Origin of the sequence: Actinocorallia sp. A-T 12471 (assembly GCF_033875155.1) — a bacterium.
In the GTDB taxonomy this organism is placed as follows: Bacteria; Actinomycetota; Actinomycetes; order Streptosporangiales; family Streptosporangiaceae; genus Actinocorallia.
This window is the reverse complement of the sequence record NZ_JAWZTE010000018.1, coordinates 1-12,638: the sequence shown is the minus strand read 5'-3', so window position 1 is coordinate 12,638 and position 12,638 is coordinate 1. Positions and strand designations below refer to the sequence as shown.

Sequence of the window (12,638 nt, the reverse complement as noted above, 5' to 3'; positions counted from 1 at the left end):
GCGACCGGATCCGGTCGCGCCCCGGCGATTTCCCTGGGCCACGGCCCGGCTCCGTGACACGGTGGACCGCATGAGATGCACGATCGTGCCCCCGCACATGCTGGAGAAGGTCCTGGAGAGCTCCACCGATCCCGAGCTGCGCGCGCTCGCGCTGCGCACCCTCAGGCTCGACGCGGCGACCCGCACCTCGAGACGGCTCGCGGGGCCGGCCGCGCAGGGCAACGGACGCAGGGACGAGCCCAAACGGCTCATCAAGGACGCGATGAACCTCGAGGAGCTGCCCGGCAAGACCGTCAGGTCCGAGGGGCAGGACCCGACCGGCGATCCCGTCGCCGACCGCGCCTACGACTGGCTCGGCGCGACGTTCCGCTTCTTCGAGGACGTCTACGACCGCGACTCCATCGACAACGCCGGGATGGAGATGGTCTCGACCGTCCACTACGGCGTCGACTACGACAACGCCTTCTGGGACGGCGCGCAGATGGTCTACGGCGACGGCGACGGCAGGCTGTTCCTGTCGTTCACCGGCCCGCTCGACGTGACCGCGCACGAACTCGCCCACGGCGTCACCCAGTACACCGCGGACCTCGCCTACTACGGGCAGCCTGGCGCGCTCAACGAGTCGGTGTCCGACGTGTTCGGCTCCCTGGTCAAACAGCACCATCTCGGGCAGACCGCCGACGAGGCGGACTGGCTGATCGGGGCCGGGCTGTTCGGCCCGTCGGTCCGGGGCGAGGCGCTGCGCTCGCTGAAGGCGCCCGGCACCGCCTACGACGACCCCGAGCTCGGCCGCGACCCGCAGCCCGGCCACATGGACGCCTACGTCCGCACCCACCACGACAACGGCGGCGTGCACATCAACTCAGGCATCCCGAACCGGGCGTTCTACCTGGTGGCCGTGCAGCTCGGCGGGCACGCGTGGGAGCGCGCGGGACAGATCTGGTTCGACGCCCTCACCGGCGGGACGCTCTACCCCGACACCGACTTCACCGGCTTCGCGGCGGCGACCGCGGCGAGCGCGTCGGCGCGGTACGGGGCGGCCTCCCCCGAGCACGAGGCAGTCGTGCACGCCTGGACGGCGGTGGGCGTCCGGCGATGAGGGTGACTGTCGTACGCACCGGCGGGTTCGCCGGGATCGAGCGGCGGGGCAGCTCCGACACCTCGGCCGACCCGGTGCTGCGCGCCCTCGTCGAGCGGGTCGGCCCGGCCGCCGCGCGCGGCGGCGCGGCGCGGGCAAGGGACCAGTTCTCCTACCAGATCGACATCGACGGCCGCCGCGTCACCGTCGGGGAGTCGGAGCTGACGGGGGCGCTGCGCGAGCTCGTCCACCACGTGCTCGAGGACTGAGCTCCGGTGTGACGTTCTCCGGCCGGTCAGCGCTGGATGAGTGTGGGCTTCACGGCGGGCCGGGGTCCGGGCTCCCCCTCGGACCCCGCTTCCGCGCCGGTGAAGACCCAGCGCTTGTAACCCCAGTAACGGAACACCGTCGCCAGTCCGATACCCACCGTCAAGGCGATATTTGACCAGAGTTTCCCCTGTAGTGACATCGCGTCCGCCAGCGCGAGCACGGCCTGGGTGATGACGTACCCCACCCCATTCATCACGAAGAAGAGGGTGTATTCGCGTGCTATGCCGGTGGTGCGCATGCCACGGAACGTCCAATAGCGGCTGGCGAGGAATCCCAGCGTGGTGGAGGCCAGCATGGCCAGGGAGTTCGCGGTGAGCGCGCCCATCCCATAGCCGAAGTGGAACAGGTTGAACAGAACGTAGTTGACGGCTACGCAGATCACTCCGACGCTGCCGAACCTCGCGAGTTCGCCGAACAAATTCCGGTATCGGTGCACCCACCGATCCTAGGGCAAAGCCACATATTTCTCGGCAATACGTACTAACCCGGTAACCTTTGGGCTACTCTTCCGTCCCAGTTGAGCGATGCTCCCCGTGCGCTCGACGGGAAGGAGACCACCGGTGCTGCCGCCTGCGGCGCTCCTGCTCACCGCGACGTTCCTCGTGCTGCTCGGCGCCTGGGGACTCACGGTGTGGACCAGGCCGACCCGGGTCTCGGACGCCGCGCTCGCGTTCTGGGTCTTCGCACTCGGCGGCGTGATGCTGCTCACCGTGGTCGTCGGCGCGCTCCTCCGGCTGTACGAACCGGTCCCCCTCGTCCTGGGCGCCGCGGTCTTCGCCGGCGTCGGCGTCCTCGCCGGACTGCGCGAGGCGCGACGGCACCCGCGCATGTTCGCCCGGCGCTCCGTCGTCTGGCTGCGCCGCGCCTTCCGCGGCTGGTCCCCGCACGCCGTCGTGTTCGGCCTCGTCCTGCTCACCGCGTTCGTGTACGGCCTGCGCGGCTGGTTCGGCGTCCGGCTCCCGGCCAGCGACTGGGACGGCCTCATGTACCACCTCGTCGCGCCGTCGGCGTGGGTGCAGGCCGGGGAGGTCGGCAGGGCCACCGAGGTCATCTGGGCCGACGCCTACCCGATGGGCGTCGAGTCCCTCGCCGGATGGCCGATGGCGTTCCTCGGCTTCCCCGACTACGGCGTCCTGTTCCTGCTGCCCGGCTACCTCCTCGCCTGCGCCGCGCTCGTCGCGCTCGCCCGCCGCCTCGGCATGCGCAGGGCGCACGCGCTGCTCGTCGGCCTCGCCTTCCTGCTGACGCCCGCGGTGTTCGCCCAGGCCAACACGTTCTACGTCGACGTCCAGAGCGCCGCGTTCGGGCTCGCCGCCCTCGCCGTCCTGGCCGGGATGCCGGGGGCGGCCGAGCTGTCCGGGCGGCCCGCCCAGACCGTCAGCCGGGCCATGCTCGTGCTCGGGTTCGCGCTCGGCGCGGCGACCGCGACCAAGAGCAGCAACCTCGCGGTCATGGGCGTCGCGGGCTGCGCGGCGTTCGTCGCGGTCGCGTATGTGAGCGGACGGCACAGGCTCGGCGTCTGGCCGTACTTCCGGGCCGCTCCCCTGCTCGTCGCGCCGATCGCCGTCATCGGCGGGTACTGGTACCTGCGCACCTGGCTCCACTACGACAACCCCTTCTACCCGGTCACCATGCTGGGCTTCGAGGGCGTCGGCGACGTCGAGGACGTCGTGCTCAACACCAACGTGCCGCTCGAACTGCGCGACATGACGCTGCCCGAGCAGCTGTGGGCGTCGTGGTCGCAGCCGTTCACCGACCTGGTGACCACGCCCGTCTACGACGTGCGGCTCGGCGGCCTCGGCGTCGCGTGGCTGACGTTCGTGCTGCCCGTCTCCCTCCTGGGCATCCTCGCCTGGCTGAAGAACTCCTGGCGGCGGCCCGGCATCGGCCTCCTGCTGCTCCTCGGCATCGGCGTCACCTACGGCGCGAGCCTCGCCCCCTGGTGGGGCCGGTATGTGCTGCTCGGTTACGGCTGCCTGCTCATCTTCGGCGTCTACTTCACCGCACGGCTCGCCGAAGGCCGCGCCCTCGCACGCCACCTCGGGACCGGGCTGCGGTTCGTGCTCGCCGCGAGCGTCGCCCTCGCGGTGTGGACCGGCCACCGGCACGTCCCCATCACCACCGGCGACCCCGCCGACAAGGCCATGTTCGACCGCACCGGCGGCCTGCCCCTCGACCGCGCCCTCGCCCTCACCGTCGACCCCGACCGCGCCCGCCACGTCTGGCCGTGGACCGAGTTCGCCGCGCTCGACCAGCTGCCCGACGGGACCGTCATCGCCCTCGCGCGCGGCAACCTCCAGTCCCTCGTCCAACCCCTGCGCGGCACCCGGGCGCAGCGCGACATCGTCGTCGTCGAACCCCCCGCCGACGTCGCGTCACTCGTCAGGCAGCTGCGGGCCGTCCACGCCGACCACGTGCTCATCGACCGCTCAGAAGTCTGGGACGCCGTCCGCGACGACCTCGCCGGCGACCCGTCGTTCACCTTCGTCACCGACCTCGGCGGCGTCGCCCCCCGATACAACCCGCCGCCGGACGGCAAGCTGTTCCGGCTGGAGGCCGACCCCGACACCCGGCGCTAAGCTGCTGGAAAGGACCCCCCTCAGTGAGTGTCACCCTCGACACCGCAAGGACCGCGACGCGGCTCGACCTGTACAAGGGACTGCTGCGCACCGCCCGGCCCAAACAGTGGGCCAAGAACGTGCTCGTCCTCGCCGCGCCCGTCGCGGGCGGCCGGATCTTCGAAGCGGCGGTCCTCGGCAGGACCGCCCTTGTGTTCGTGCTGTTCTGCTGCGCGGCCTCCGGCATCTACCTCCTCAACGACGCGCTGGACGCCGAGGCCGACCGGGCCCACCCCGTCAAGCGCAACCGGCCCGTCGCGTCGGGGATCGTGCCGGTGCCCGTCGCGTTCGCCGTCGGGATCGGGCTGTCGGTCAGCTCGATCGTCGGCGGGGCGCTGCTGCTGAACGCGCAGACCGGCCTGCTGCTCGCGGTCTACGCGGTCGTGCAGATCCTTTACTGCCTGCACCTCAAGCACGTCGCGGTCCTCGACATCGCGGTCGTCGCCTCAGGCTTCCTGATGCGGGGGCTCGCGGGCGGCACCGCCACCGAGATCGCGCCGTCCCAGTGGTTCCTCGTCACCGTCGGGTTCGGCTCGCTGTTCGTCGTGGGGGCCAAGCGCGCCTCGGAACTGGCCAAACTCGGCGACGACGCCAAGGAGACCCGCAAACTCCTCGGCGAGTACAGCGAAAGCTACCTGCGCTTCGTCTGGCAGGGCGCGGCAGCCCTCATGATGCTCTCCTACTGCCTGTGGGCCCTCGAGCCCGACGGCTCCGCCGTCGCCCAGCTCCGCATGCTCTCCATCGTCCCCATGACCCTCGCCGTCCTCCGCTACGCCCTCATCGTCGACAAGGGCGAAGGCGGCGCCCCCGAAGACGTCCTCCTCGGCGACCGCGTCATCCTCATCCTCGCCGCCATCTGGACCACCATCTACGGCGCCTCAGTCTTCCTGTAGCCGGGCCCTGTAAGCGGGGTCCTGTAAGCGGGGTCCTGTGGGCGGGTTCGTTCGGGTATGGGAAGGCCCCCGGGAGTGAGGTCGTCACTGCGCGGGGGCCGTTCCGTGCGGCGCGCGGGGGCGGGTCTCGCCGGGGCGCGGCCGGGTCTTGGCGGGCGGGGATGGGGCCCTTGAGAACTGTGCGGGAGTTAGGCGGCCGCCGCGCGGTTGACCGCGGACAGGACGGCCTTCAGGGAGGCGGTGACGATGTTGGCGTCCACCCCCACGCCCCACAGGACCTGGTCGCCGACCTGGCACTCGACGTAGGCGGCGGCCTTGGCGTCGCCGCCCTCGCTCAGCGCGTGCTCGGCGTAGTCCAGGACGCGGACGTCGATGCCGATCGGGGCCAGGGCGTCGACGAAGGCGCTGATCGGGCCGTTGCCGATGCCCTCGATCTCGCGGATCTCGCCGTCCACCCGGACGTCGCAGTTCAGCAGGTCCTTCTCATCGACCCGCGAGGACGTACGGTGCGCCAGCAGGCCGACGCGCGGGCCGCCCGACAGGTACTCCTTCTCGAAGATCCGCCACATCGCCTCGGCGGTGACCTCGCCGCCCTCGTCGTCGGTGCGGGCCTGCACCACGCGCGAGAACTCGATCTGCAGCTTGCGCGGCAGCTCCAGCGAGTGCTCGGTCTTCATGATGTAGGCGACGCCGCCCTTGCCGGACTGGCTATTGACCCGGATGACCGCCTCGTAGGTGCGGCCGACGTCCTTGGGGTCGATCGGCAGGTACGGGACCTGCCAGGTGAACTCGTCGACGGGCACGCCGGCGGCGGCCGCGTCGCGCTCCAGGTGCTCGAAGCCCTTCTTGATGGCGTCCTGGTGGGAGCCGGAGAAGGCCGTGTACACCAGGTCGCCGCCGTAGGGGTGGCGCTCGTGTACGGGCAGCTGGTTGCAGTACTCGACGGTGCGGCGGATCTCGTCGATGTCGGAGAAGTCGATCTGCGGGTCGACGCCCTGGGTGAACAGGTTCAGGCCCAGCGTCACCAGGCAGACGTTGCCGGTGCGCTCGCCGTTGCCGAACAGGCAGCCCTCGATGCGGTCGGCCCCCGCCATGTAGCCCAGCTCGGCGGCGGCGACGGCGGTGCCGCGGTCGTTGTGCGGGTGCAGGGACAGCACGACCGAGTCGCGGTAGGCCAGGTGCCGGTTCATCCACTCGATCTGGTCGGCGTAGACGTTCGGCGTCGCCATCTCCACCGTCGCCGGCAGGTTGACGATGACCTTCCACTCCGGCGTCGGCCGCCACACGTCGTTGACGGCGTTGCAGACCTCGACCGCGTACTCCAGCTCGGTGCCGGTGAAGGACTCGGGCGAGTACTCGAAGAAGATCTTGGTGTCGGTCTCGGCGGCCAGCTTCTTGCACAGCTTCGCGCCCTCGACGGCGATCGCGGTGATGCCGTCCTTGTCCTGGCCGAAGACGACGCGGCGCTGCAGCGTGGACGTCGAGTTGTACAGGTGGACGATCGCCTGCTTGGCCCCCTCCAGCGACTCGAAGGTCCGCTGGATCAGCTCGGGACGCGCCTGGGTCAGCACCTGGATGACGACGTCGTCGGGGATCAGGCCGTCATCGATGATCTTGCGGACGAAGTCGAAGTCAGTCTGGGAGGCGGCGGGGAAGCCGACCTCGATCTCCTTGTAGCCCATCCGCACCAGCAGCTCGAACATCTTCAGCTTGCGGGCGGAGTCCATCGGGTCGATCAGCGCCTGGTTGCCGTCCCGCAGGTCGACCGCGCACCAGCGCGGGGCCTGTTCGATGACCTTGTCGGGCCAGGTACGGTCGGTCAGCTTGACCGGGGCGAAGGGGGCGTAGCGCTGAAACGGCATGCCGCTGGGCTTCTGGTCGTTCATGGGGGTCCGGCTCCTCGTCTTGTGTACTCACAATGACGGGCAACACTCAGCTCCGCGACGAGGAAGCCCGTCTTTCAGGCCTCGTCGCGGCCGCTAAGGAGGAGCAGGCCGAACAGCACATCTGCGAACGTAGCAGATTTCGGCGCGGTTAACGAAACCGGGAACTCGGTGATCTTCGCGTGGAACCCGCCTGCGCGACCGCCGCGTTGTGCTTCGATGAGACCTCGGCTACGTGGGGGAAAGGGCTCTTTTGCGGGGGACACGGCGGGCGACACTGGGCGGGGCGGCCGCGGTCGCGGTGGTCGCGGGGCTGCTCCCGTGGGGGGCCGTCGCGCACGCGGAGGAGCGGTGCAACACCGGTGAGCCCGGGTTCGTCGAGGGCGGCTACGCGGTGCAGGCCAACCGGTGGAACAGCCACGGTGAGATATGTGTCACCTTCTCGGGGAAAGCCGCGTTCACCGTCAGCGCGAGCTCGCTGGACTGGGGGAACCTGCGCAACGGCGCGCCGCCCGGGGCGTACCCGAACATCGGCACGGCGCTCGCGGACAAGCGCCTCCCCTTGCGGGTGGACAGCCCCAAGCAGGTCCGCACGACGTGGAAGATCGCGATGGCCGAGGGCGACTACAACGCCTCCTACGACGTCTGGTACCACCCGGACCCCGGCGCGTGCACGTCGACCAACCCGCACATCGTGGCCAACGGCGGGGCGCTGGAGATCATGATCTGGCTGACGAGCCCGGGGATCGACCCGTCGCCGGACTGGAAGGTCGCCGACGGCGTCCGGCTCGGCGGGCGCGTCTACGACCTGTACAAGTTCACCGGGCCCACCGGACAGACCGGGCTGATCTACAGCATGCGGGAGCACACCACCGAGATAGTCGACTTCGACCTGAAGCCGTTCGCCAAGGACGCGGTCGACCGGGGTTATCAGCGCGCTGACGCCTACCTGTGCAAGGTGCAGGCCGGGTTCGAGATCACGCGCGGCGGGGTCGGGCTCCGTACCGACGCGTTCGCGCTGCGCGTCGGGGGGCCCGCGCCGAGCGCGTCGAGCGGGCCCGACATCACGGGGGTGCCGCTGCCGGACGAGACGCCTTCGCCGCCGCCGGGCGGGTCGCCGACGGCATCGTCGTCCTCGGAGGTGGCCGCGCCCGAGCAGTCGGCGCTGGGGCCTAAGGAGGGGTCGTCCGCGCCGCCTTGGCCGTTGCTCGTGGGGTTGCCGCTGGTCGCGGGGGCCGCGGCGGGCGTGTGGTGGTGGCGGCGCGGGGGCGTCAGCCGATCCTGACCCAGCGCGCGGGCGACGGTTTGCCCGACTTGGTCTTCACGAACAGCATGTACCAGCCGGGCGGGGCGATGTTGCGGCTGCCGGTGACCGTCAGGCGGTAGCGGTTGCCGCCGAGCGCCTTCAGCGGCAGCTTCACAGCGCGCTGGTTCGGGTCGGAGGAGTGCGTGACCGCGATCGGACGGACCAGCGACGCCGACGTGATCGCCGCGCTCGTCGTGATGACCGGAGCGCCCCCGTACGACCACTTCTGCGGGGCCTTGGTCACCTTGGGAGCTTCGCCCTTGGTGTACAGGTAGGGCGGGTAATAGATCGAGATACGGGTGTCGAAGAAGCTGTCGCCGTTGTCCGAGGCGACCGGGATGTCGGGGTTGCTGCCGACGGCCAGGACCCGTCCGTCGGGGAGCAGGACGGCGCTGCTGTGGTACGTCCGCGCGACGGGATCGGCCGCGACCGGCGTCCACTTCATCTTCCCCGCGGGCTTGGCCGGGTCGAGGATCGACGCCTCGTGCACGTGCTCGGCCCGGTTGTACTGCGAACCGCCCGTCTCCATCACCTTGCCGTCGGCGAGGATCACGGCCGACACGTACACCTTGCCCGCTGCGCCCTTCTGCGGGACGAGCTGGCCGCCGAGCTCGACCTGCCCGTAAGGCAGGTTCGGGCCTCCGGCATAGCGTGACGCCGTCCCCTTACGCAGGTCGATGACGTCGGTGGATCTGATGGCGTACGCGGAGCCGTCAGAGAAGTTCTTGCCTCCGATCACCATGACGCGCTGGTCCTGGGCGGGCGGGAGCAGCAGCGCGGCCGACTGGTCGCGCGAGGCCGGGTAGCGCAGCCCCGCGGCCGTGCCGCCGAGCTCCTGGAACGCCCCGGTAGCCGGGTCGAGGTATCCGGGCCCGACGAGCTTGCCGTTGGCGTAGTACATCGGGTGCCCGAAGACACTGCTGCCGTTGTAGAACAGCTTCCCGTTGGCCGCGAGCACGAGCGACGGATACGTCGCCCAGTTGATCCCGGTCTCGGGCACCTGCGCGTCCGACAGCCACCGCCGCGTCTTCCACGAGAACCGCTCGGAGTAGGGCGAGACGACGCTCTCCTCGTTCGGCCCCCGCTCGTAGTCGTAGCCGCCGACGGAGTAGACGTCACCGTTGCCCAGCAGCGTCGCCGACGGATACCAGTGCCCGTCGACCATGTTGTTCACCGGCTCGTACCGGTTCTTCGCCGGGTCGAAGATGTACGACTTCTTCGACCCGCTCCACCCCTTCGACTCGTACACATAGCCGACGCCCTCGTTGGACACTCCCCCGGAGTACTCGGCGAACTCGTCGGTCCCGCCCATCACCAGCACCCGGCCGTCGGGCAGCTGCACATGCCCCGCGCAGAACATGTCGTACGGCGTCGGCACGTTCGTGAACTTGTTCGTCTTCGGGTCGTACACCTTCGTGACGAACTCACCCCGCGCGAACCGCGCTCCCCCGTTCCCCGACCCCGCGATGAGCAGCACCTTCCCGTTGTGCAGCAGCACCGTGTGCATGGCCCGCACGCCGCCGTCCCCGAAGTCGTTGACGATCCAGTGCCCCTTCTTGCACTCCGACCCGACGCACTTGGCCGCCCCCTTGGCCAACGCGATCTTGTAGTTGTCCGTCGTCAACGTCCCCGTGTCCGACAGCACCTGCCCGAACCGGATCGCCTTGGTCCCCGCCGGCACCGCGGGCGTCCGCCCGACCGACAGTCGAAACCCCTTCGACGCGGGCAGATAGGGGAACGTGTGCCACTTCACCCACGCCCCGTTCTTCTTCTGCCGCCACACCGTCAACGCCGTCTTCCCCGACGTCGTCTTGTACGCCAACTGCAGGTCATACCGCTTCCCGGGGTTCACCTTCACCGCACACCCCTTCGCCTGAAGCAGCCCCCTGCCCCCGCTCCGGTACTTCGAGACCGAAACCGTCACCGCCCGCGCACTCTTCTGCCCACCCCCCACCGACGCCACAGACCCACTGTTACTCCCCTCCGAGTAAGCCGCCCAACACTTAGGCAACCCCCCACCCTTCGCCTCCAACCCCGCGTTCTGCACCTTCGGCGTAGGCGCCGCCACCGCCGCAGCCCCACCCCCCACCAACACCGTTGACGCCCCCACCACCAACACCCCGAACACCGCAACCGACCCACTCCGCTCAACCCACATGACAACTCCTCAACCAGGGGACAAACCGGAGCCCAACAAATAAAGTCCCCCCGGTCCTCCAAATTTTGTACCGCATCACCCCCCACCCGCACACCCCCACAACCCCCCCGCCCCGCCCCAGCCCCCGGCCACCGGCCACCGCCTCAGCCCAGCCCAGCCCAGCCCAGCCCAGCCCAGCCCGTCAGCGGATCACCTCAAATCCCTGAGCCTCACCCCACCCAGCCCCGCCGGATGCCGCACGACCACCTCAACAAGCCCCACCCAACGGGAAACAAGCCACCACGTCCCCCGATCCTCCCGATACCGAACCGGGTCAAGCCCCTTCGCCTCCGCAATACGCATAGCCGCCCCCACCACCCAAGACTCCCCCCAAACCAGAACAAAAAAGCCCACCACAACCCCCACCACCAGCGCCACTACAACCAGAACCGACACGACTCCCCCACCCCCGACCCAGGCCGGTCCAGATCAACTCCAGATTTGCAATTCCCAACATGATAGTCGAAGCCCGGAGGGCGCCTGCCAGCGGGGCATGAAGCCCCGGACCCCTCGCCGCGGTCCAGCACCAAGTCACCCACGCGCAAACAGCCCCAAGGCCAACGCACCACAGATCCCAACCCTCCTCAACAACCAACGAACCGCCCACCACCCACACCCACGAGCCACTCCAAAACAGCACAGCCGCTCACCACCGACGCCCAATACCGCGCCACCACGAACGACCTCCGCGAACGCTCCCGACAGGTTAACGCCGCATTCAACAATGCCATCACAACCGGTGACGAAGACCGCGCAACCGGACACTCCCACGCCTATCGAAATTACTCCAATATTTCGCTCCGATACCATTCCTGGCCCTTGAGCCAGGTTAGGTAGCTATCGAAGATTTTGACCATGCCGGCACGATCGTCTCGAAGAACAAGAAATTCATCAAGTAGCTCGAACAGGTCCGAGGAATTCGCAGGGTCAGCACCCGATCCGGCAGATCCGACAATTCGCTCGACCAAAGCAGGCCAGGAAAGGTTGTTGCCATCGCCGAGCCTGACGATCAGCCACTCCCTAAACCCTGCGAGCAGCACACCGGATGTACCGGCGTCGCAACCCAGGACGAAGGCCACGGATGAGCCGTACGTCCCGTCTAGGCCGTGTAGCGCCGGCCTGCGACGAACAGACTCGAACAGCTCTCGATAATTCACGAACTACCTCAGGGGAATTAGCTGGGGAACAGGTCCGTCCACTGGGCCTTACTCATCGATCGGTAGACCCGTTCTCCCAGTAAATCCATCGTAGACCCTGCCATCACGGACCACCACCTCGCGGTGCCCCCATGGAGCCCATTCGCCACGACATCTCCCCAGATTGGATGCACCAGGGGGTGCCTGGATTCGGAAGATATCTCCGCCCATCTGCTCTTGAATATCGCGCGCAACAGCCTCACACCCGCTTGAGCCACAGATCTCCGAGGCAGGTCGCGGCTTCCATTTCGGCCCGAACTCTCCGCAACCTCCGCTGTTGTGCACGAGGACCGGGGTTTTACCGGCGAGGACGTAGTAGGTGTGCGGCTGCGCTGATATTTCAGCGGTTTATGGGTCGTGGAACATGGCTTCTGCCTGGTGATTGTTCGGAGAGTGTCCAGTCGGTTGTGGTTGTTGACGGCAACGGTGACGCGCCGCGGGCTACGCCCGCCCGGGACGGGCCCGCCTCCTGCCTCCGGCCCGGCAGCCCGCCCTGCAGAGATCCCGGTAGGTGCGCCAGCAACAAGATCACGCCGAACCGCTCCGAATGCATGCTCTGGAGGTCACGCGACTCCAGGTGTCTGTCTGCGTACCCCGGCGCCCTCCGAGCCTTTGTTGGCGGGGCGAAGACGTCGATGATGCTTAACCCGCTGGCAGCTCAGCTGCCTACCGACAGCAAAGTCACAGGTTCCCAGCTCAGAGCGGTTGTAGGATTCCTACAACCGCTCGTCCTGCTTGACGGCAACCCGTGACGGCAACGTACACGACTTCACCCACACCGCAGTCACCCTCAGCGCCATCGATCTCAGCGTACAGTGACCAATCCTGGCTCGATTTTCGGGGTCCTAATTTTAATCAACAAATCAGCGATCCAGACTGTAGGTTAGTCGATCCACGCTACGAACACGCAAATTCGGCGCCGGGGTGGGGGGGGGGGGGGGGGGGGGGGGGGGGGGGGGGGGGGGGGGGGGGGGGGGGGGGGGGGGGGGGGGGGGGGGGGGGGGGGGGGGGGGGGGGGGGGGGGGGGGGGGGGGGGGGGGCCGGTGATGCCGCCGTTGGCCATGATGAGGAGGGTGAGCTCGGTGCGGTCGAAGTCGGGGTGGAGGTCGCCGGAGTCCTTGGCGCGCTGGGCGACGA

General features: G+C 68.8%; 9 protein-coding genes. 5 read left to right on the top strand and 4 right to left on the bottom strand.

What is annotated here, in order from left to right; all coding sequences use genetic code 11:
• Positions 1–70: 70 nt before the first annotated feature.
• Positions 71–1,099 (top strand): M4 family metallopeptidase, encoded by a 1,029-nt coding sequence (locus tag R9X44_RS33085; RefSeq protein WP_319818310.1) that lies wholly within the window; start codon positions 71–73, stop codon positions 1,097–1,099.
• Positions 1,096–1,347, top strand: coding sequence for a protealysin inhibitor emfourin (locus R9X44_RS33080; protein ID WP_319818309.1), 252 nt, complete (start codon positions 1,096–1,098; stop codon positions 1,345–1,347). The genes R9X44_RS33085 and R9X44_RS33080 overlap by 4 nt, the downstream gene beginning before the upstream one ends.
• Positions 1,348–1,373: 26 nt before the next feature.
• Here the strand turns inward: R9X44_RS33080 and R9X44_RS33075 are convergent, their stop codons facing one another.
• Complete coding sequence (locus tag R9X44_RS33075; protein WP_319818308.1) at positions 1,374–1,844, bottom strand: GtrA family protein; 471 nt, start codon at positions 1,842–1,844, stop codon at positions 1,374–1,376.
• Between the two features lie 124 nt (positions 1,845–1,968).
• Between R9X44_RS33075 and R9X44_RS33070 the strand changes: the two genes are divergently transcribed.
• Complete coding sequence (locus R9X44_RS33070) at positions 1,969–3,987, top strand: hypothetical protein (RefSeq protein ID WP_319818307.1); 2,019 nt, start codon at positions 1,969–1,971, stop codon at positions 3,985–3,987.
• 23 nt (positions 3,988–4,010) lie between these two features.
• Positions 4,011–4,919, top strand: coding sequence for a decaprenyl-phosphate phosphoribosyltransferase (locus R9X44_RS33065; RefSeq protein ID WP_319818306.1), 909 nt, complete (start codon positions 4,011–4,013; stop codon positions 4,917–4,919).
• Between the two features lie 188 nt (positions 4,920–5,107).
• Here R9X44_RS33065 and leuA read toward each other — a convergent pair whose 3' ends face one another.
• Positions 5,108–6,805, bottom strand: a complete 1,698-nt coding sequence (leuA, locus tag R9X44_RS33060) for a 2-isopropylmalate synthase (RefSeq protein ID WP_319818305.1) — start codon at positions 6,803–6,805, stop codon at positions 5,108–5,110.
• 250 nt (positions 6,806–7,055) lie between these two features.
• On the opposite strand from leuA, the gene R9X44_RS33055 reads away from it, so the two are divergent.
• Positions 7,056–8,087 (top strand): GH12 family glycosyl hydrolase domain-containing protein, encoded by a 1,032-nt coding sequence (locus R9X44_RS33055; RefSeq protein ID WP_319818304.1) that lies wholly within the window; start codon positions 7,056–7,058, stop codon positions 8,085–8,087.
• On the opposite strand, the gene R9X44_RS33050 is transcribed toward R9X44_RS33055, so the two are convergent.
• Both R9X44_RS33050 and R9X44_RS33045 read right to left on the bottom strand, forming a co-directional pair.
• The gene (locus tag R9X44_RS33050) at positions 8,074–9,966 is read right to left on the bottom strand and encodes a galactose oxidase-like domain-containing protein (protein ID WP_319818303.1); all 1,893 of its coding nucleotides are present in this window, start codon (positions 9,964–9,966) and stop codon (positions 8,074–8,076) included. The two genes, R9X44_RS33055 and R9X44_RS33050, sit on opposite strands and share 14 nt — an antisense overlap.
• A 1,121-nt stretch (positions 9,967–11,087) precedes the next feature.
• Complete coding sequence (locus tag R9X44_RS33045) at positions 11,088–11,384, bottom strand: hypothetical protein (RefSeq protein ID WP_319818302.1); 297 nt, start codon at positions 11,382–11,384, stop codon at positions 11,088–11,090.
• Positions 11,385–12,638 lie beyond the last annotated feature (1,254 nt).